Consider the following 19,027-nt stretch of genomic DNA (forward strand, 5'->3'; position numbering starts at 1 on the left):
TGAGCCAGGCGGCGCATCACGCCGCCGATTGCCGGCGCTTGATGGCGCCAATCAGGTCGAAGTCTCCGCCGAGCACCGCCGCAAGCCGGCCCGATCGCCAGCCGCTGGCGATGTCGCGGACCAGCGGCGCCGGATCCTCGCGGTAACGTCGCACGATGGTGCTCGTCGCCGGCGAGGTCGCGAGCAGTTGAGCTGCCGCGGCGAACGCATCCGTCGCCGGCAGATCCTGGTCCGGCCCGGCGACCACGGTTACCCGGGCGGTGATGCGGCGCGCGCTGTCCGCCCCCTGATCATCCTCCAGCACATGCAGGCCGCTTTCGGCCGAGAGCGTCCGGAAGGCGCCGAAGCCCGTGACGAGCAGGATCGGTGCAGCCTTGCCGGTGCGGGGCCCGAGTTCCTGCAGCTGCATGCGGCGCTTTTCCGCCCATTGGCGATACATGTCGGTGAGCCGGCTGGACCATTCGGACGCGTCGCCGCTTTCGCCGCCGATGTCGAGTGCCGGATCGGCGCGCAGCAGCGCGTCGATCGGGGCATCGGCGGCCAAGTCGTCCATGCCCTGGCGCAGATTGTAGAGCTGCAGCGCCAGCCGTCCCGCCAGCTCGCGCGAGGCCCGGTCCGGGTGTCCGCTGGCTGCGGCATAGCGCTGGAACAGGCGGTCGGCTGTGCGTGCGGCCTCGCCGATGCGGTCCGCCAGTTCCAAGCCGGAAAAGACGTGATGACGATCATCGCGCGACCAGATCTCCGGGTCCGCGAGTGCCAGGCGGAGCGCATCGACCTTCGCCCTCCATGGATCGCCGGCAAGCTCGTCATCGATCTCCCGCCAGTACGCGGTCAGAGAGGCACGTTCGGCGCCGGAGCCGGTCGGGCGCAGCACGATCGACGGCAGCGCTAGGCTGCCATCGGCCTCGGGCTCCGTGGCGCTGCTCGCCGGCGGCTCGGCATCCGGATCGACGAACTCGACCTCGATCGCCTTGCCGTTGGAGCGGACGAAGAGGAACTGGTCGCCCGCCGGGAAACGATGCTCGACCAGGGTCGCGGCAAGCGGCGCCAACAGCTGCTGATCGATCGCGCGCTTCAGTGGGCGGGCGCCCATCTCGGGTGAGAAGCCTCGGTCGAGCAGGAATTCGATGGCCGAGGCCTCCCATTCGACCGCCCATGCCCGCTCACGCAGGCCGCGCCGCTCCTGAATGCGGGCGAGTTCCTTGTGCAGGATGCCGCGCATCAAGTCGCGCGACAGCGGTTGGAAGACGATGACCTTGTCCAGCCGGTTGACGAATTCCGGCCGGAACGTCTGGCCGACGGTGCGGAGCACCTGGTCATCGGTGAACGTGCCCGGATCGGGGCGGAACCCGAGCCCGCTGCCGCGATGGGCCGTCCCGCCCAGGTTGGAGGTCAGGATGATGATGCAGTGGCGGAAATCCGCCACGGACCCGTTGGCGTCGCTCAGCCGGCCGTCGTCGAAGATCTGCAGGAACAGGTCCCAGCAATTCGGGTGCGCCTTCTCGAACTCGTCGAGCAGGACCACGGAGAAGGGCTGCTTGCGGATGCGGTCGATCAGCGACTCGCCGCCAACCTCGCCGCGCCGGCCGAGGATCTTCGATGTCGCCTCGACGGCCTGGAACTCGCTCATGTCGAGGCGAACCATGCGGTCGGGCGATCCGAACAGGAACTCTGCAAGCGTCTTGGCCAGTTCCGTCTTGCCGGTGCCGGTTGGCCCGGCGAACAGAAAGACGCCAATCGGGCGGCCCGGGTCGGTAAGGCCGGCTTTCAACATCGCGATGCGGTCGACCATCGCCTGGACCGCTTCGGCCTGGCCCATGACGCGGCGACCGAAGAACTCATGGATCTCGGCCAGATCGGCGCGCTGGCCGTTATCGAGAATGACGGTCGGCAGTCCGGAAATCTGCGACAGGGTCGCAACGACGCTGCCGGCGGTGAGCACGGTCTCGCCGGCGGTAAGCGACCGGTTGGCGGCACGCTTCAGCAATTCCAGCACAACGCCCGGCAACTGGCTGCTCCCGAGATAATGCTGTGCCAGATCCATTGCCGCCGCCACAGCCGGTTCAGGCACTGTGAGACCGCTCTCCTCAGTGATGCGGCCGCCGACTTCCATGGCGAGCGCTGCCGTCTCGGCCTCATCCATCGGCTCAAGCGGCAGGATCTCCATCAGCGACCTCAATGAAGGTCGCGCCTGGAACAGGCGGGTTGCCGCCGCCTGGCTGCTTTCGCCGATGATGACAAGATTGCTGGCGGCGATCGCGGGCAGGATCTGGTCGAGAATGCTGGCCGATTGGCCCTTGTGGGTCCCGCTGTCCGCCATCTGGCCGAGGTCCTGCACGTACCACGCCAGCTTCCGGCGGGCATGCAGGGATTCGATGACCTTGCGGATGCGGCCTTCCAGCTGGCCGATATAGATCTGGTCCGCCATCAGCTCGTTGCCGCCGGCGGCGAAGACGGTCCAGCCGTCCTGCTGCAGCTGGTGGGCCAGCAATTTGACGAAAGCGGTCTTGCCGGTGCGCGGATCGCCGCAGACCAGTATCGAGCGCGGACGAGGCTGATGCACGGCCGCTGAGGCGGCCGCGAGCGGCTCCTGCCAGGCGGGCGGCAGCACCAATAGCGGATCGTGTTCGGCCGGATCCCAAAGCGCACCGACGGTGCTGAGAAAGTCCCGGTCGATCCGCGTGTCCCGCCAGTGGCTCAAGGCCACAAGCAGCTGGGCCGCGAACGGGTGCTGGATTTTCTGGAGAATGCCCACGACCGCGGCAACATCCAGGTCCGGCTTCTTGTCGAGAAGGTCGCCGAAGGCGGCGCGGTCGCCCAGTTCGGCACTGCGCGCGAAATAGTCGTGGATGAAGGCCGAGACCACGACGTTGCCCTGCCACCAGGGTGGCGCGCTGAATACCGCAGCGCCGACCGGCGGCCGCCGGTCGAGCGAGGTCAGGAACTGAAAGGCATACATCAGCACATAAGGCCGAGCGGCCGGCAGATGGCGAACGACCGGGTCTGCAAGTGATTGCCGCTCGGGCCGTTCGGCCAGCGCCAGAAAGGCGGCACAGGCGAGCGGCCAGTTCGCGCCCAGCGCATGCTGGCTCAAGAGCGCCACCGTGGCGTCGGGACGCCGGAAGGCCGCGACGACGGCCTGGAATTCCGGCATATCCAGCAACTCGCGCGGATGGCCAACCTCCTCAGCAAGCGGCGACAGCGTTCGACTGAGCGCGGGCAGCGCGATGGCGAGCGGGGCCGGCGCGGGAGGCGGATCTGCGGTGTCGATCTGCGCGCTTATTACAGGCGGTTGCGGTGGCGGCTCAGGGGCGGGCGCCGCCGTGTCGCCGATCTCGAAGCGAGATGGCGAGCCGAGCTTCAGGCGAAGCAGGATGAGACAAGACGCAACGCCCGCCAGCGCGCCCGCGACGATGCTCGCAAGAATGTTCGACATGCCGTTGCCTTTTGCCGACCAGCTGCTCCGCTGCTACGGAACCAGCAAAGCGGCCGGTTTGACAAGTGCAGGCTGATCGGATCGGCGATTTTCAACCGATTGCTCACGCGGCGCCGCGCTCCGTCCGTGTCTCGATCGCGTGCACGACGGCGGCCATGTCGAGCGCGCCGTGGCCCAAGGCCAGGGTCTCGCCGTAGAGGGCGTGGCTCACGTCGAGCAGCGGTGAGGCGATGTGCGCCGTCCGGGCTGCCTCGGCGACCAGCCGGCTGTTCTTCAGCACGTCGGTGATCGCCGCCTGGACCGAGAAGTCGTGGGCGACGAGCTTGCCGAGCTTCACGCGCGACACGGCGCTCGCCATCGGGCCGGCATCGAGCACGGCCGTGAAGCGGGCGAGGTCGAGCCCGTGCCGGTCGGCGAAATGAAACGCCTCGGCCAGGCCCGTCACCATGGTGATGAGGAACAGGTTGACCGCGAGCTTCATGGTGAGCGCCGTCGGCACCGGCCCGCACACGACCGTCTCCCGGCACATGGGTGCCAGCAGCGGCCGCACGGCCTCGACCGCCGCCGGATCGCCCGCCAGCATGGCGACGAGCTCGCCCGCCTCGGCGGGCTTGCGCGAGCCGGAGACCGGCGCCTCCACATAGCGGCCGCCGGCCGCGACAATGTCGGCCTCGAGCGCACGCGAATAAGCAGGCTCGGTCGTGCCCATGTGGACGATCGTGCGGTCCGCGACGGTCGGCTCGAACGCGTCCGTGCCGCGGCTGAGGACGGCGTCGATCGCGGCCCCGTCCGCCAGCATCAGGATAACGGTGCGCGCCCGCTCGAACAGTGCTGCCTTGGTCGCCGCCACCTCGGCCCCGGCGGCACGGACGGGCTCGGTCTTGCCGGCCGACCGGTTCCAGACGAGGAGCGGCGTGCCGGCCTTGGCCAGATCCCTGGCGAGATTGAGCGCCATGGCCTCGCCCATGTTGCCGAGCCCGATGAAGCCGATGGTCATGGGAACCTCCCTTGCCGTGCGTCGCGATGCTAGGCCCGGCGGCAGGGGCGGTCTTGAAGGCTTGTGCGAGGGCACGCGTGATGCCCTCGCACGGCATCGAGGCCCTGCTAGCCCCGGCCGGCCGCGGCCAGGATCAGGTCGGCGATCTCCTTCGGGTGCGAGATCATCGAGAGATGGCTCGCCGGCACCTCGATGGTCTTGGCGTGCATGCGCTTGGCCAGGAACCGCTCGAACTCGGGCGAAATCGTCTGGTCCTGGGTCGAGACCGCGTAGAACGTCGGCTTGTCGTGCCACGCGGCGGCGTCCGTCCGCTCGGCGAACAAGCTGGCCGCGGTCGGCTGCTGCGTCGCGTAGAGCGCGAGCGCCCGCTTGGCCGGGACGTCGCCGGCGAAGTACTTGAGGTAGGCGTCCTCGCTCAGCACCGTCAGGCCGTCGTGATTCTCGACCCCGGCGCGCGCCGGCGTGTTCGGGAACTTGGCCTGCAGCGCCGGGAAGTCCTCGCCGGCGTCGGGTGCCCGCGCCGCGACATAGACGAGCGACGTCACCTTCGGGTCGGTGCCGACTTCGCTCACGAGCGTGCCCGACCAGGAATGGCCGACCAGCACGGTCGGGCCGTCCTGCTGCGCCAGAGCCCATTTGGTCGCTTTGACCGCGTCGGCGAGCGAGATCAGCGGGTTCTGCACGGACGTGACATGCAGGCCCGCGGCCTGCAGCCGGGCAATCACGTCGCCCCAGCTCGAGCCGTCGGCCCAGGCGCCGTGCACCAGCACGACGTTGCGCACCATCGGCGGCTTCGCGGCGGCCGCCGTCGAGGCGTCAGCCGCGAAGGCGTGTGCCGAAACCATGGTCATGGCGGCGGCGGCCAGAATGCCAAAACTCTTCATGTCAGCGAACCTCATCATCAGTCGATTGCATCGGAGCACGTCGCTCTCCTGATGGTTTTCGGTGCAGTGCGGCCGATTGAAACAGCGCTCACGGTGATGTGATCGGCCGGGGGCAGCCCGAAAAATTTCGCCGCCCCATGTAACGACCGTCCCGCTTTGGGCGAACGAGGGTTCATGGATACGCGCGAACAGATCTGGGCCGAGGCCATGCGCGCCGAGCGTCGTGGCGACGCCGCGGCCTACGGGCGCCTGCTGGAAGAGGTGGCCGACGTCTTGCGCCGCCTGATCCGCGGCCGGCTTGCCCGGCGCGGGATGGGCGTGCACGAGGCGGAGGACCTGGTGCAGGAAGTGCTGATCGGCCTTCACACCAAGCGGCATACCTGGGATCCGGAGCGGCCGTTCTTGCCGTGGCTGCACGCGATCGTCCGCTACAAGCTGATGGATGCCGGGCGCCGGTCGCGGCGCGAAGCGCGCTATCTGAGCGACCTGCCGATCGAGGAATGGTCCGACCTGCTTGCCGCCCCGGCGGAAGATCCCGATCGCGCGCTCGTCGACGTCGACCGCCATGTGGCGGCGCTGCCGATGGGCCAGCGCGCGGTCGTGCAGGCGCTCGCGATCGAGGGGGCAACGGTGCGTGCGACGGCGGAGCGGCTCGGCACCAGCGAGGGCGCGATCCGCGTCACACTCCATCGCGCGCTGCGGCGTCTCGCCGCCGCGGCGAACCTCGAACAGGCCGTGCCGATCAGGGGGAAAGCATGAGCCGGCCTGAGACGGATCGCCTGATCCGCGACCTCGCCCGCGAGGCCGGTGCGCCGCCGCGGGCGCGGTTCTTGTCGATGCGCTGGCTGCTGCCGATCGCTGTGCTGTCGCTCGGCGTTGCGATCGCCCTGGTCTTCCTGCTGTTCGGCGTCAGCGCCCAGCTGCCGGGGACGGTGCAGGGCGCACCGTTCTTGCACAAGGTCGCAAGCGCACTCGCGCTGGCTGCCGGCGGCTTCCTGCTGGCGCGCGACGCGGTGCGGCCCGGGGGCGAGGAGTGGGGCAACGGGTGGGGCTCGGGGCGCTGGCTGCCGGCACTGCTGCCCGGTGCGGCGCTGCTGCTCATCGGTGGCGTCACGGACGAGTCGGGGCTGTCGTCGTTCGGGCGATCGGACGTTTCGGTGCCGATCTGCGTCGGCGCGATCGTGCTCGTCTCGCTGCCCGCGCTGGGCCTGATCCTGGCGGCACTCCGGAGCGGTGCTGCAACCCGGCCGGGCCGGGCCGGGGCTGCCGCCGGCCTGCTGGCCGGTGCGCTTGGGGCCGCGGCCTATGCGCTCGCCTGCAAGAACGACGGCGGCCTGTTCGTCGCCATCTGGTACACTACGGCGATTGCGCTCGTCGCCGGCCTCGGAGCTGTCGTCGGCCGGCGCACGCTCGCCTGGTGAGTTGGCTGCCGGCCCCGTGAAACTCGAGTGGGTGAAACTCGAGTGGGCGAAACCCGGGTGGCCGGCGCGATCGCAAGGTGCTACCTAGCGTGCCCTGTCGGGTAACGCAGGACTTGGGTCAGAATGCCGCGCAGTTCGAAGAACCATAAAACCACAGCGCCGTTCGTCAGCGTTTTCGACCTGTTCCGGATCGGCATCGGTCCGTCGAGCTCGCACACGGTCGGCCCGATGCGCGCCGCCGGCGATTTCCTGCGGTGGAGCGGCGAGCGGATCGATTGGCGCGCCGTGGATGCGGTCTCCTGCGATCTCTATGGCTCGCTGGCACTCACCGGCGTCGGGCACGGCACGGATGTCGCGGTCACGGCCGGTCTCTCGGGTGCCGCGCCCGAAACTGTGGATCCGGACGATTTGCCGCGGCTCGTGGATCGGGCGAGAACGACCGGGCGCATTCGGGTTGCCGATGTCGAGATCGGCTTCGATCCTGCGAACGCCATCATCTTCCACAAACTGGAATTCCTGCCGGGCCACCCGAACGGGCTCACGTTCCATCTGTGGCGGCACGGCGAACCTGTGCTCAGCCGCACCTACTATTCCGTCGGCGGGGGCTTCATCCGCGCCGAGGGTGATGAGGCGGCCGATGCGACGGCGGGGCCGGCCGTGCCGTTCGTGTTCCGCTCGTCGGAGGAGCTCCTGGCGCTCAGCGAGCGGGAGCAACGGTCGATCGCCGAGCTTGCCCGCGCCAACGAGGCCGCACTCCGGTCGGCGGCCGAGATCGAGGACGGCTTGAACCGGATCTGGACCGCCATGCGGCAATGCGTCGAGCGCGGGTTGCGCGGCAGCGGCACCCTGCCGGGCGGCCTTGCGGTCAAGCGCCGGGCGGCCGGGCTCCATGCCGCGCTCATCGAGCGCGACAGCGTCGACCAGGGCGATCCGCTGCGCGCCATGGAATGGGTCAATCTCTATGCGCTCGCGGTCAACGAGGAGAACGCTGCCGGCGGGCGGGTGGTGACCGCGCCGACCAACGGGGCGGCCGGCATCATTCCGGCCGTGCTGCATTACTACGACCGGTTCGTGACCGGCGCGTCGCAGGCCGGCATCCACACGTTCCTGCTGACCGCGGCAGCGATCGGCTCGATCATCAAGCGCAACGCGTCCATCTCCGGCGCCGATGTCGGCTGCCAAGGTGAGGTCGGCTCCGCCTCGGCGATGGCAGCCGCCGGCCTGGCGGCGGCGCTCGGCGGCTCGCCGCGGCAGGTCGAGAACGCGGCCGAGATCGCGCTCGAGCATAATCTCGGCCTGACCTGCGACCCGATCGGCGGCCTCGTACAAATCCCGTGCATCGAGCGGAACGCCGTCGCCTCGGTCAAGGCGGTGAACGCGGCGCGGCTGGCGCTGCACGGCGACGGCACGCACCGGGTGTCGCTCGACCAGGCGATCGAGACCATGCGCCAGACCGGGCGCGACATGAAGCGGAAGTACAAGGAAACCTCGACCGGCGGCCTCGCGGTCAACGTGCCGGAGTGCTGAGCGGCGACTGAGCGACCGGGGATGCTTCCCGAGTCGCTATGTTCATGATATGTTCTATGACATGTTGGCTGTCAAACATCGTCCTGAACAACTCTGGTTGCCCGGCCTCGGCGGGGACCCGACCGACGGGCTGTTCTTCGCGCTCCTGCCTGAGCCATCGGCCGCTCGCCGAACGACAGAGATTGCCGATCGCCTGCGTGGGCTTCATGGCTTGAAAGGCTCGCCGCTTGCGGCCGACCGATTCCATGTCTCGCTGCATAACCTCGGCGCCTATGCCGGGCCGCCGCCGGAAGAGGTGGTCGCGCGGGCGTGCGCGGCTGCCGCCAGCGTCGTGGCTGAGCCGTTCGGCGTCCTCTTCGATCGGGCCGGCAGCTTCATCGGCCGAAAGGCCAAGCTGCCGTTCGTGTTGCGCAGCGACGAGCCGCTGCTGCCGCTGATGGCGTTTTACCAGACGCTGGGCGAGGCGCTGGCGCGTCACGGCCTCGGCCGCTGGGTTCAGCGCTCATTCACGCCGCACCTGACCCTGCTCTACGATGCGCGCTATGTCGACACGAGCGCCGTCGAGCCTGTGCGCTGGACGGTCCATGAGTTCGTGCTGATCCGCAGCCGGCTCGGCAAGACGGTCCATATCCCGCTCGGCCGCTGGTCGTTGCGAGGAGGCGCCACGGACTGATAGCTGGCACTTGCGCCCGGCAGCGTCGTCTACTAAAAGAAACGTATGGATACTTTAGTAGACGATTCCGGCGCGCAGATCGCCCGTCGCCTGCGGCTAGAGCGGGACATGCGCGGCTGGTCGCTGGCCGAGCTTGCGGAACGGTCCGGCGTCTCCAAGGCGACGATCAGCAAGATCGAGCGCGAGGAGGTGAGCCCGACCGCGGTCGTGCTGGTCCGGCTCGCCGGTGCCTTCGACCTGACGCTCGCGGGCTTGCTGCTCCGCGCGGAAGGCGAGGGACGGCGCCTGTCGCGCGCCCATGAGCAGCCGGTCTGGCGTGACCCGGCGACGGGCTATCGGCGCCGGCAGGTGTTCAGCCGGCCCGACCATCCGCTCGAGATCGTCGAGGTCGAGCTGCCGGCCGGCGAGCGTGTCGTGCTGCCGGCCTCCTCATACGCCCATATCCGCCAGGCGCTCTGGGTCAAGGCCGGCGCGCTCGTCCTCATCGAAGGCAGCGACCGGCACGAGCTCTCGGCCGGCGACTGCCTGGGCTTCGGCCCGCCGTCGGAAGTGACTTTCGCCAACGAGGCGGCCGAACCCTGCACCTATGTCGTTTTCCTGGCGCGGAGCTAGCACATGGCGGAATTGAAGATCGCGGAACTGGGTGCATCGCCCGAGGTGCGCGCGGCCTTGAGCCGGATCCTGATCGAGGTCGTGGCGGATGGCGGCTCGGTCAGCTTCATGCACCCGCTGGCGCCGGCGGCGGCCGACGGCTTCTGGAACGGATCACTCGAGGCGGCCGGCCGGGGCGAGCGGATCGTGCTCGGCGCCTTCGACGGCGACGAGTTGGTCGGCACGGTAACGCTGCTGCTGCAATGCCCGCCCAACCAGCCGCACCGGGCGGAGATCGCCAAGCTCATGACCCGGCCGAGCCATCGCGGCCGCGGCATCGCAAGGATGCTGATGCAAGCGGCCGAGCGCCTGGCTATCGAGCGGGCGCGTACGCTTCTGGTGCTCGACACGGCGACCGATGGCGGTGCGGCGCCGCTTTACGAGGGGCTGGGCTTCACGCTCGCCGGCGAGATCCCGGATTATGCGCTGAAGCCGCACGGCGGCCTCACCGGTACGCTCATCTATTGGAAGCGGCTCGGCGCGGCGGCGGCCACGCACTGACGGATCGGCTTTGCCCGCCGCCCTTGGCGCCATGAATGGGCTCCGCTACAAGGCTGGCGGACCAACGGAAGGGCAGACGCGACATGGCCGAAGCGGTCACGATCTACGGCATCAAGAACTGCGACACGATGAAGAAGGCGCGGGCCTGGCTCGACGCGCGTGGCGTCGCCTACGGCTTTCACGACTACAAGGCCGCGGGCGTCAGCCGCGAGCGGCTCGAGCAGTGGCTGGGCGCCGTCAGCTGGGAGACGCTGCTCAACCGCGCTGGCACGACGTTCCGCAAGCTGCCGGATGCAGAGCGGGAAGGGCTCAACCAAGCGAAGGCCGTGGCGCTGATGCTGGCGCAGCCGTCGATGATCAAGCGCCCGGTGCTGGAAGCCGGCGGCCGGCTCATCGTCGGCTTCAAGCCCGAGGTCTACGAGGCCGCGTTCTAGGCTGGAAACCCGACCAACAAAGGTCACTCACGACCCAGCCCAGCCGTTTCGCGGATGATCGCACATTCTCGAAGCCGGACATTCAGCGCCGTCCGGCGGCAGGCGCGTCGGCGAAAGCGTGCATGCGACAGCGCCATGCCGCAAACGGCATAGGTTGTCGCGACCGCGATGGTCCATAGTTTGAAGCGTGGGCCCCGAACAACCAGCGTGGCGCGTGACCTGGGCCCCTCGGAGCTGAAGCACCTCCGCTGCCAATTTCGTGCCCTCGCCGGATCGCGATGTTCTTTCGGGGCCCAGCTGGCAAATCGACAGCGCCGACATTCCGCTCGTGAACCTGGTTGATGATCGTCCAAGAGATCCCCTACACCGACCCCCTTGCGGTCTTCGCTCACTGGGCCGACGAACCCTATGTGTCGTTCCTCGACAGTGCGGCAGCGGCCGACCCGCGCAGCCGCTACAGCTACCTGGCGGTCGAGCCGTTTCGCATTGTCGAGGCGCAGGGCGGGGCGGTTCGTACCGATGGCGCGCCGGATGACGCTGACCCGTTCGCCGTGCTGGAGCGGGAGCTCGCCCGGTTCCGGATCGAGCCGGGGGCGACGCCCGTGCCGTTCCCGGGCGGCGCCGTCGGCTTTCTCGGCTACGAGCTCGGCCGGCATCTCGAGCGCCTGCCGCCGCCACCCGCCGCCGGGCTCGACATGCCCGACATGGTGATGGGGTTCTATGATCTCGTCATCGCTTTCGATCAGCGCGATCGGCGGGCGTGGATCTTGTCGTCAGGCTTTCCTGAGACGGATCCGGCCCGGCAAGATCGGCGTGCGATGAACCGCGTCGTATCGGCACTCCGACGTCTCGAACGCCCGGCGCCGGCGCTCGAGCCGGCTCGACGGTCGGGGGTGGTCTGGCAGGCCGAGCTGACGCGAGCGGACTACGAGGCGCGCGTCGCCCGCGTTCTCGACTACATCTACGCCGGCGACATCTACCAGGCCAATTTCACCATGCGGCATCTCCTGCCCCGCCCTTTGGCAGCGCGGCCGGCTGAGATCTATTGCGCGCTCCGCGCCCGGACCGCTGCGCCATTCGCTGCGTATCTCGGCTGCGGGGCCGATCTGGCACTCGCCGGCGCGTCACCCGAGCGCTTCCTCCGGGTCAGCCCTGACGGTCGGGTCGAGACACGGCCGATCAAGGGCACGCGGCCGCGCGGCAAGACGGCGGAAGAGGATGCGGCACTCGCCCATGAACTCGCCGCGAGCGCCAAGGATCGCGCCGAGAATTTGATGATCACCGATCTGCTGCGCAACGATCTCGGCCGAGTGGCGGCGCTGGCAAGCGTGCACGTCCCGTCGCTCTGCGCGGTCGAGAGCTTCTCGACCGTTCACCATCTTGTCTCTGCCGTCGAGGCGCGATTGCGGCCGAATGTGGGCCTGGTCGATCTGCTGCGTGCCACGTTTCCGGGCGGGTCGATTACCGGGGCACCGAAAATCCGGGCCATGGAAATCATCGCGGAACTCGAGATGGCGCGGCGGGGCGCCTATTGCGGCGCGATCGCCTGGCTCGGCTATGATGGCGCCATGGACAGCAGCGTGACGATCCGCACCCTCAGCGTGACCCGCGAGCTCGTTGTCGCCCAGGCTGGCGGCGGCATCGTGGCCGACTCGGTCCCATCCGCGGAGTATGACGAGATGATGGTCAAGGTCGGGCCTCTGCTGGACGCTGTCGGCACGAGGGCGCCATGACCGTCTGGCTCAATGGCAATCTGGTTGCCGGACCGGCGGCGCGGATCGATCCGGCCGACCGCGGCTTCACGCTCGGCGACGGGCTGTTCGAGACCATCCGGGCCGAGGCGGGACAGGCCGTCGGGCTCGACCGTCATCTGGCTCGATTGCGCCAAGGGGCGGCGCTCTTGGGGATTCCGGTGGCCTGGGCGGATCAGGCGATTGGATCAGCGATCGAGCGCCTGCTCGCCGAACTTGGCCTCGGCTCGGCCGCCGTGCGTGTGACGCTGACCCGCGGGCCGGCGCCGCGCGGCGTGCTGCCGCCGGCAGCCCCGGAGCCAACCCTGCTGATCACCGCAGGGCCTCTGCCCGGGCCTGCGGCACCGGCCCATGCCGTTCTCGCGACAGGAACCCGCCGGAATGAGTTCTCCCCGCTCACCCGGGTGAAGTCGCTCAATTTCCTCGACAATGTGCTGGCGCGCCGCGAGGCGGCAGAGCGCGGCGCCGATGAGGCCCTGCTGCTCAACACGCGCGGCGATCTGACCGAAGCGACGATCGGCAACCTGTTCATCGAGGCCGGGGGACAATTGGTGACGCCGCCTGTGACGGATGGCGTCCTGCCCGGTGTCATGCGCGCGAGGCTGCTCGAAGTGTGCGGCGCCGTCGAACGGACGATCGCGCCGCCGGATCTGTTCGCCGCAGATGCGGCCCTCATCAGCAATGCCTTGGGACTGCGCGCGATCGCATCCGTCGACCGACGACCGATCGGCTCCGCACCGGATGGGTCACTTCAGCTCGTCGCGGCGTGCCAGGCGGCGCTTGCAGGCCGATAAGGCGACCAGAATCACTGCGGCCAAACAACCGTGACTTCGACGTAGTCGAGCACGCCGGGGACCGGTGCATTGGGTTTTCGCACGGTGATGCGGGCCCGATCGATCTGGCTGAAGCGGCGGCAGAGGGCTTTGGCGACGTCGAGGGCGAGCGCCTCGATCAGGTAGCGGCGGCGCCCGCGCACGACCTTCTCGATTTCGAGAAAGACGATGCCGTAGTCAACCGTCTCTTCGATCGAATCGGCCTCGATCGCGTCGCTCAGCCTGACCTCCAGCTCCGCGTCGAGATAGAATCGCTGACCCAGTCTTTCTTCTTCGTCCAGCACGCCGTGGCGAGCGAAGAACGCGCAGTTCTTCAGGCGGATGACATACATAGATTGCCCTGCTCCAACCCTCGATCGGCCGCGTTCGATGATCCATGCCGCGCGCCATCGATAACATCCCGATATGGCGTCGCTCTGTGTTGATCACGACATGATGAGCGCGGGAAAATGACAGGCCGCTTTCGGGCCTGCCCCGGTCTTCTGGTACGGGGCCAACGTTAGCGGACTTGGCGCCGGGTGGCCATCGTCGGGGCAGGCAGAGAGCACTGCCCGGCTCTGCAGTAACCTATCCAATTTGCGGCATGGCGATGTCGCATGCGTGCGCTCCCGCCGGCGCGAATGGCGTTAATTTTGATCCGTACAACATGCGCACCTGCCTCGCACAGGCTCAAAAAATGGCGAATGCCGCCCGAAACGGTGGCGCAGCAGGCAGATGTCAGGCGCAATATTGGGTTCGATCGAGGCTTTGCGGAGGGCAGGACATGAGTGTTCATAATGAAATGAGCAACTTGATCAGGACGCGCAAGCCTGGTCATGCGCTGCAGCAACCTTTCTATATCGATCCTGAATTCTTCAAGGTCGATATGGAGCTGATCTGGTATCGCGATTGGCTGTTCGTTGGCCATGATTGCGAGGTCAAGAAGCCCGGTAACTATTTCACGGTGCAGGTCGGGGCCTATCCGGTCGTCGTGGTGCGTGATCGCGAAGGCCGGATCCGGGCATTCCACAATACCTGCCGCCATCGCGGCAGCCGCGTCTGCACCTCTGCGAAGGGCGGCTCGGCGCGATTGGTATGTCCCTACCACCAATGGACCTATGACCTCGACGGCAAGCTGCTCTTCGCCCGCCAGGTGGCGGACGATTTCGATCCCGCCGCGCATTCGCTGAAGCCGGTCGCTTGCGAGAGCGTGGGCGGGTACATCTTCATCTGCCTGGCGAGCGAACCGGCCGACTTTGCGCCCTTCCGGCAAGTGATGGCGCCCTATTTCGCGCCGCATCGGTTGACCGAGGCGAAGATCGCCCATGAGGAGACGACCATCGAGAAGGGCAACTGGAAGCTCGTGTGGGAAAACAACCGCGAGTGCTACCACTGCGCCGCCAATCACCCTGAGCTCTGCAAGACTTACTCGGAGGCACCGACCATGACCGGTGTCAGCGGGACGGACAGCGACCCCGAGATGGTCGAGCATTGGACGAGGTGCGAGGCGGCCGGCCTGCCGTCGCGTTTCAACATCGATGCGGCCGGGCAGTATCGCGCCACGCGGGCGCCGCTGCTGCCTGGCACCGAGAGCTATACCATGACCGGCAAGCGCGCCGTGCGGCCCAACCTCTCGGACCAGGTGAACACGGACCGCATCGGCTCGCTGATGCTGTTCCACTATCCCACCACGTGGAACCACGTGATGATCGACCATGCGGTGACCTTCCGGGTCATTCCGATCAGCGCCGAGGAGACGGCGCTCACGACGAAATGGCTCGTGCACAAGGATGCGGTCGAGGGCGTCGACTATGACCTCCAGGAACTGACCCACGTGTGGACGGCGACCAACCACGAAGACCGCCGCATCGTGGAGGAGAACGCCTTCGGTATCCGCTCGCCGGCCTATGAACCCGGGCCCTATTCCCAAGTGCACGAGGGCGGCACGGAGCAGTTCGTGGACTGGTACGTGAGCTTCATGGCGTCGCGGCTCGGGGGGCAGAAGAAACCCGGTCTCAAGGACGTCGCCTAACGGTTGGAGACAGGACGGGCAATGACCGACCCCGGTGCGCACATCCCTCTGGACGAGATGAAACCGTGGAACGATCGCCTTCAGTTGCTCGAGGTGATCGGCATCGCGGACGAGGCGCCGGAGGTGAAGACCTTCACCTTCCGTGCCGATGCGCGGACGTGGTTTCGCTACCAGCCGGGCCAGTTCATCACCCTCGAACTGCCGAGGACCGAAGGCGTGCTCATGCGGACCTACACGCTGGCGTCTTCACCCTCGCGGCCGTTCGCCATCGCCGTGACCGTGAAGGCCCAGCCGACGAGTGTCGGCACGCGGTGGATGTTCGACCATCTGAAGCTCGGTGACCGTATCAAGGCCTTTGGCCCGGCCGGCCGGTTCACGCATTGTGCGCATCCGGCGTCGAAGTACCTGTTCCTCTCCGGCGGCTCCGGCGTCACGCCGATGATGTCGATGCTGCGCTGGTTCCAGGACTGCGCGCCAGCGACCGACGTCGCGTTCGTCCACTGCGCGCATCGCCCCGAAGACATCATCTTCCGCAAGGAACTGGAACTGCTCGACGGGCGCATGCCGCGGTTGGCGCTGAGCTTCATGGTGCATGAGCGCTCGAAGCGCGACTGCTGGTCCGGCCATGTGGGGCGGATCGATGCGGCGCGGCTCAAGCTCTTCGCCCCCGATCTGCACGAGCGGGAAGTGTTCTGCTGCGGGCCGGAGCCCTTCATGGCCGTCGTCCGCGAGCTGTTGGGTGCGGCCGGCTTTGACATGCGGCACTACCAACAGGAGAGTTTCGGCGCCCCTGTGCTCGAGGACGTGCCCGCCCCGCAATCCGCCACAAGCGAAGAGGCCGGCGGGAGCCCGGCGGAAGGGGCGACGCCAGTCCTCTTTGCGCTCTCCGCTGTCGAGGCCGAGTGTCCGCCCGGCCAGACGATCCTGCAGACGGCTCGCGCCTGCGGCGTTCGGATCGCATCCGCTTGCGAGTCCGGCTTGTGCGGCACGTGCAAGGTGCGGAAACTATCGGGCGACGTCACCATGAATGACAATGGCGGCATCCTCGACGAGGAGATCGACGAGGGCTTCATCCTCGCCTGCTGCTCACACCCGCGCGGCAAAGTCGAGATCGAGGCTTGACCGTCACCCTTGAGCTCATGCCTCGAAAGGCAGGGGGCGGCAACCTCGGCCTAGCACTCCGGTAGGTTCACCGCCAATCCGCCCAAGCTCGTTTCCTTGAACTTGGCGCTCATTTCCTCGCCGGTCTGGCGCATCGCCTTGATGCAGTTGTCGAGCGGCATGAAATGGGAGCCGTCGCCGCGGAGTGCCAGCGAGGCGGCCGCCACGGCCTTGGTGGCCCCAATGCCGTTGCGCTCGATGCACGGCACCTGCACCAGCCCGGCCACGGGATCGCACGTCATGCCGAGGTGATGCTCGAGCGCGATCTCGGCCGCGTTCTCCACCTGCTCGGGCGTGCCGCCGAGCACGGCGCACAGCCCCGCGGCGGCCATGGCCGCCGCGGAGCCGACCTCGCCTTGGCATCCCGCCTCGGCACCGGAGATCGAGGCATTGTGCTTGATGAGGCCGCCGATCGCGGCGGCGGTCAGCAGGAAGTCTTGGATCCTGGCAGGCTGCGCGCCGGTGCAATGGTCGAGATAGTACCGAAGCACCGCCGGAACGACGCCGGCGGCACCGTTGGTGGGCGCGGTCACCACCTTGCCGCCGGCGGCATTTTCCTCGTTGACCGCCATGGCATAGACGCTCAGCCAGTCGGAGGCCGCATGGGGCTGGCTCGAATTGGCCAGTCGTTCGGCAAGGAGCTGCTGCTGGATCTTTCGTGCCCGCCGGCGCACCCGCAGTCCTCCGGGCAGGTCGCCCTCCTGCGCGAGCCCCCGTTCGATGCAGCCGGTCATCACTGCCCAGATGCGCTCGAGCCCCTGTTCGACCTCACCGGCCGGGCGCACAGCTACTTCGTTCTGGTACTTCATCGCCGCGATCGTGAGGCCGCTCGCCCGTGCCATGCGCAGCATCGCCGCCGCGTTCTCGAACGGATAGGGCCATTGCGGAGCATCTTCGGGCACCGGGACCTTCGGCGCCTCGCGCTCGGCGGCGGTCACGACGAAGCCGCCGCCAATCGAATAATAGGTCTCCGTGACGAGCGGCTCGTCGTGAGCATCGAGTGCCGCGAAGACGAGCCCGTTGGCGTGGCCAGGCAGCGGGGCGCCATAGTCGAAGACGATATCGACGGCAGGATCAAAGGCCAGAATGGGCAGGCCCTGCAGCTGCAATGTCCGCGTTTCACGGAGCGCTTCGAGCTGGCACTCCGCCCGATCCGGATCGAGATCGGCCGGCAAATAACCCAAGAGACCAAGCGTCACGGCGCGGTCCGTGGCGTGGCCCTTGCCGGTGAAGGCGAGCGAGCCATAGAGCGTCACCTTGAGCTTCGCCAGGCGCTGACCCTGCGGCGACTGTCGCAGCATCGCGAGGAAGCGTGCAGCCGCCGTCATGGGCCCCATCGTGTGCGAGGAGGAGGGGCCTATGCCGATCTTGAACACATCGAAGACGCTGAGGAACATGCCGGATCCATCGGTCTCAGCGGCCCTTGAGGCCTGGCGATGCTGGTCTCAAGGGCCGGTTGTGGTTATTTGAGCCGAGGTCAGCCGTAGACCGGGAAACGGCGGCACAGCTCCTTGACTTCGGTGAGCACCTCCTGCTCCACCATCGCGTCGCCGTGCTCGCCCTCTTCGGCCAACGCGTCGATCACCTTGAGGATCAGCTCGCCGATCCGGCGGAACTCCGCTTCGCCGAAGCCGCGCGTGGTCCCGGCCGAGGTGCCGAGGCGGATGCCCGAGGTAACCGCCGGCTTCTCGGGATCGAAGGGGATCGCATTCTTGTTGCAGGTGAGGCCGGCCCGCTCCAGCGCACGCTCCGCATCGCGGCCCTTGACGCCCTTGGGGCGCAGGTCGACCAGCACCAGATGGCAGTCCGTGCCGCCGGAAGTGATGTTGAGCCCGCCGGCGATCAGCGTTTCGCTGAGCGCCTTCGCGTTGTTGATGACCTGAGCGGCGTAGGTCTTGAACTCGGGTCTGAGCGCCTCGCCGAGGGCGACGGCCTTGGCGGCGATCACATGCATCAGCGGGCCGCCCTGGTTGCCGGGGAACACCGCCGAGTTGAATTTCTTGGCCAGCGCCTCGTCGTTCGTCAGGATCATCCCGCCGCGCGGGCCGCGCAATGTCTTGTGGGTGGTGGTCGTCACGACATGGGCGTGCGGCATCGGGTCGGGATAGAGCCCTGCGGCGATGAGGCCGGCATAATGCGCCATGTCGACCATGAGATACGCCCCGATCTCGTCGGCGACCTGGCGGAAAGCCGCGAAGTCGATCGCGCGCGGATAGGCGGAGGCGCCGGCGACGATCAATTTCGGCCGCGTCTCGAGGGCTCGGGCGCGGAGATCCTCATAGTCGATCCGCTGGTCGGACTGGCGGACCTCATAGCTCACCACGTCGAACCACTTGCCGGACATCGTCACCGGCGAGCCGTGGGTCAGATGGCCGCCGTGGGCAAGCGACATGCCCATGATCCGGTCGCCCGGCTGCAGCAACGCGAAGAACACGGCCTGATTGGCCTGCGCACCCGAATGCGGCTGCACGTTGGCGAATGCCGCGCCGAACAGTTGCTTGGCGCGTTCGATCGCGATGGTCTCGACCTCGTCGACGAACTCGCAGCCGCCGTAGTAGCGCCGGCCGGGATAGCCTTCGGCGTACTTGTTGGTCAGGACCGAGCCCTGCGCGGTCAGCACATCGACGGAGACGATGTTTTCCGAGGCGATCAGTTCGATCTGATTCTTCTGGCGGTCGAGTTCGCGCCCGATGGCGGCGGCGATCGCCGTGTCCGCCAGCGAGGCGGCCGGATCGATTTGCAGCATG

General features: G+C 67.8%; 17 protein-coding genes. 11 read left to right on the top strand and 6 right to left on the bottom strand.

All coding sequences use genetic code 11. From position 1 onward, the window contains the following. Positions 1 to 16 precede the first annotated feature (16 nt). From IEY58_RS16680 to IEY58_RS16690, 3 genes are all read right to left on the bottom strand, one after another. Complete coding sequence (locus IEY58_RS16680; protein ID WP_189047772.1) at positions 17 to 3,436, bottom strand: AAA family ATPase; 3,420 nt, start codon at positions 3,434 to 3,436, stop codon at positions 17 to 19. A gap of 103 nt (positions 3,437 to 3,539) precedes the next feature. Then, complete coding sequence (locus IEY58_RS16685; RefSeq protein ID WP_189047773.1) at positions 3,540 to 4,433, bottom strand: NAD(P)-dependent oxidoreductase; 894 nt, start codon at positions 4,431 to 4,433, stop codon at positions 3,540 to 3,542. A gap of 107 nt (positions 4,434 to 4,540) precedes the next feature. Continuing rightward, positions 4,541 to 5,317: an alpha/beta fold hydrolase gene (locus tag IEY58_RS16690; RefSeq protein WP_229743767.1), complete on the bottom strand. Its 777-nt coding sequence runs from the start codon at positions 5,315 to 5,317 to the stop codon at positions 4,541 to 4,543. Between the two features lie 174 nt (positions 5,318 to 5,491). Between IEY58_RS16690 and IEY58_RS16695 the strand changes: the two genes are divergently transcribed. The 9 genes from IEY58_RS16695 to IEY58_RS16735 all read left to right on the top strand — a co-directional run bounded on the left by IEY58_RS16695 (position 5,492) and on the right by IEY58_RS16735 (position 13,069). Beyond that, a complete protein-coding gene (locus tag IEY58_RS16695) occupies positions 5,492 to 6,076 on the top strand; it encodes a sigma-70 family RNA polymerase sigma factor (protein ID WP_189047775.1) in 585 nt (194 codons plus the stop codon). Next, a complete protein-coding gene (locus tag IEY58_RS16700; RefSeq protein WP_189047777.1) occupies positions 6,073 to 6,738 on the top strand; it encodes an NrsF family protein in 666 nt (221 codons plus the stop codon). Before IEY58_RS16695 ends, IEY58_RS16700 begins: the two co-directional genes overlap by 4 nt. Before the next feature lie 123 nt (positions 6,739 to 6,861). Next, a complete protein-coding gene (locus IEY58_RS16705) occupies positions 6,862 to 8,265 on the top strand; it encodes an L-serine ammonia-lyase (protein WP_189047779.1) in 1,404 nt (467 codons plus the stop codon). Between the two features lie 61 nt (positions 8,266 to 8,326). Next, complete coding sequence (locus IEY58_RS16710) at positions 8,327 to 8,938, top strand: 2'-5' RNA ligase family protein (protein WP_189047781.1); 612 nt, start codon at positions 8,327 to 8,329, stop codon at positions 8,936 to 8,938. A gap of 45 nt (positions 8,939 to 8,983) precedes the next feature. Then, positions 8,984 to 9,550, top strand: coding sequence for a helix-turn-helix domain-containing protein (locus tag IEY58_RS16715; protein WP_189047783.1), 567 nt, complete (start codon positions 8,984 to 8,986; stop codon positions 9,548 to 9,550). Positions 9,551 to 9,553: 3 nt separating this feature from the next. Beyond that, on the top strand, positions 9,554 to 10,090 hold the full coding sequence (locus IEY58_RS16720; RefSeq protein ID WP_189047784.1) for a GNAT family N-acetyltransferase: 537 nt from the start codon (positions 9,554 to 9,556) through the stop codon (positions 10,088 to 10,090). A gap of 83 nt (positions 10,091 to 10,173) precedes the next feature. Next, positions 10,174 to 10,524 (top strand): ArsC family reductase, encoded by a 351-nt coding sequence (locus IEY58_RS16725; protein ID WP_189047786.1) that lies wholly within the window; start codon positions 10,174 to 10,176, stop codon positions 10,522 to 10,524. Between the two features lie 341 nt (positions 10,525 to 10,865). Beyond that, entirely contained in the window at positions 10,866 to 12,257 is a 1,392-nt protein-coding gene (gene pabB, locus IEY58_RS16730; protein WP_189047788.1) for an aminodeoxychorismate synthase component I, read from the top strand. Then, positions 12,254 to 13,069, top strand: coding sequence for an aminotransferase class IV (locus tag IEY58_RS16735; RefSeq protein WP_189047790.1), 816 nt, complete (start codon positions 12,254 to 12,256; stop codon positions 13,067 to 13,069). The genes pabB and IEY58_RS16735 overlap by 4 nt, the downstream gene beginning before the upstream one ends. Positions 13,070 to 13,080: 11 nt before the next feature. Here IEY58_RS16735 and folB read toward each other — a convergent pair whose 3' ends face one another. Further along, complete coding sequence (gene folB / locus IEY58_RS16740; protein WP_189047792.1) at positions 13,081 to 13,440, bottom strand: dihydroneopterin aldolase; 360 nt, start codon at positions 13,438 to 13,440, stop codon at positions 13,081 to 13,083. A gap of 449 nt (positions 13,441 to 13,889) precedes the next feature. Between folB and IEY58_RS16745 the strand changes: the two genes are divergently transcribed. Together IEY58_RS16745 and IEY58_RS16750 are read left to right on the top strand one after the other, a co-directional pair. After that, a complete protein-coding gene (locus tag IEY58_RS16745) occupies positions 13,890 to 15,119 on the top strand; it encodes an aromatic ring-hydroxylating oxygenase subunit alpha (RefSeq protein WP_229743768.1) in 1,230 nt (409 codons plus the stop codon). Positions 15,120 to 15,140: 21 nt separating this feature from the next. Further along, positions 15,141 to 16,241, top strand: a complete 1,101-nt coding sequence (locus IEY58_RS16750; protein WP_189047796.1) for a hybrid-cluster NAD(P)-dependent oxidoreductase — start codon at positions 15,141 to 15,143, stop codon at positions 16,239 to 16,241. Positions 16,242 to 16,291: 50 nt separating this feature from the next. On the opposite strand, the gene IEY58_RS16755 is transcribed toward IEY58_RS16750, so the two are convergent. Together IEY58_RS16755 and glyA are read right to left on the bottom strand one after the other, a co-directional pair. Continuing rightward, positions 16,292 to 17,677: an L-serine ammonia-lyase gene (locus IEY58_RS16755; RefSeq protein ID WP_189047798.1), complete on the bottom strand. Its 1,386-nt coding sequence runs from the start codon at positions 17,675 to 17,677 to the stop codon at positions 16,292 to 16,294. A gap of 80 nt (positions 17,678 to 17,757) precedes the next feature. Then, the gene (gene glyA / locus IEY58_RS16760; protein WP_189047800.1) at positions 17,758 to 19,026 is read right to left on the bottom strand and encodes a serine hydroxymethyltransferase; all 1,269 of its coding nucleotides are present in this window, start codon (positions 19,024 to 19,026) and stop codon (positions 17,758 to 17,760) included. Position 19,027 lies beyond the last annotated feature (1 nt).

The organism is Aliidongia dinghuensis, from assembly GCF_014643535.1.
GTDB lineage: Bacteria > Pseudomonadota > Alphaproteobacteria > ATCC43930 > CGMCC-115725 > Aliidongia > Aliidongia dinghuensis.

Bases quoted from the DNA above. Each gene is read 5' to 3' on its own strand.
- IEY58_RS16680 (WP_189047772.1), bottom strand. From the start codon at position 3,436: ATGTCGAACATTCTTGCGAGCATCGTCGCGGGCGCGCTGGCGGGCGTT.
- IEY58_RS16685 (WP_189047773.1), bottom strand. From the start codon at position 4,433: ATGACCATCGGCTTCATCGGGCTCGGCAACATGGGCGAGGCCATGGCG.
- IEY58_RS16690 (WP_229743767.1), bottom strand. From the start codon at position 5,317: ATGAAGAGTTTTGGCATTCTGGCCGCCGCCGCCATGACCATGGTTTCG.
- IEY58_RS16695 (WP_189047775.1), top strand. From the start codon at position 5,492: ATGGATACGCGCGAACAGATCTGGGCCGAGGCCATGCGCGCCGAGCGT.
- IEY58_RS16700 (WP_189047777.1), top strand. From the start codon at position 6,073: ATGAGCCGGCCTGAGACGGATCGCCTGATCCGCGACCTCGCCCGCGAG.
- IEY58_RS16705 (WP_189047779.1), top strand. From the start codon at position 6,862: ATGCCGCGCAGTTCGAAGAACCATAAAACCACAGCGCCGTTCGTCAGC.
- IEY58_RS16710 (WP_189047781.1), top strand. From the start codon at position 8,327: ATGTTGGCTGTCAAACATCGTCCTGAACAACTCTGGTTGCCCGGCCTC.
- IEY58_RS16715 (WP_189047783.1), top strand. From the start codon at position 8,984: ATGGATACTTTAGTAGACGATTCCGGCGCGCAGATCGCCCGTCGCCTG.
- IEY58_RS16720 (WP_189047784.1), top strand. From the start codon at position 9,554: ATGGCGGAATTGAAGATCGCGGAACTGGGTGCATCGCCCGAGGTGCGC.
- IEY58_RS16725 (WP_189047786.1), top strand. From the start codon at position 10,174: ATGGCCGAAGCGGTCACGATCTACGGCATCAAGAACTGCGACACGATG.
- pabB (WP_189047788.1), top strand. From the start codon at position 10,866: ATGATCGTCCAAGAGATCCCCTACACCGACCCCCTTGCGGTCTTCGCT.
- IEY58_RS16735 (WP_189047790.1), top strand. From the start codon at position 12,254: ATGACCGTCTGGCTCAATGGCAATCTGGTTGCCGGACCGGCGGCGCGG.
- folB (WP_189047792.1), bottom strand. From the start codon at position 13,440: ATGTATGTCATCCGCCTGAAGAACTGCGCGTTCTTCGCTCGCCACGGC.
- IEY58_RS16745 (WP_229743768.1), top strand. From the start codon at position 13,890: ATGAGCAACTTGATCAGGACGCGCAAGCCTGGTCATGCGCTGCAGCAA.
- IEY58_RS16750 (WP_189047796.1), top strand. From the start codon at position 15,141: ATGACCGACCCCGGTGCGCACATCCCTCTGGACGAGATGAAACCGTGG.
- IEY58_RS16755 (WP_189047798.1), bottom strand. From the start codon at position 17,677: ATGTTCCTCAGCGTCTTCGATGTGTTCAAGATCGGCATAGGCCCCTCC.
- glyA (WP_189047800.1), bottom strand. From the start codon at position 19,026: ATGCTGCAAATCGATCCGGCCGCCTCGCTGGCGGACACGGCGATCGCC.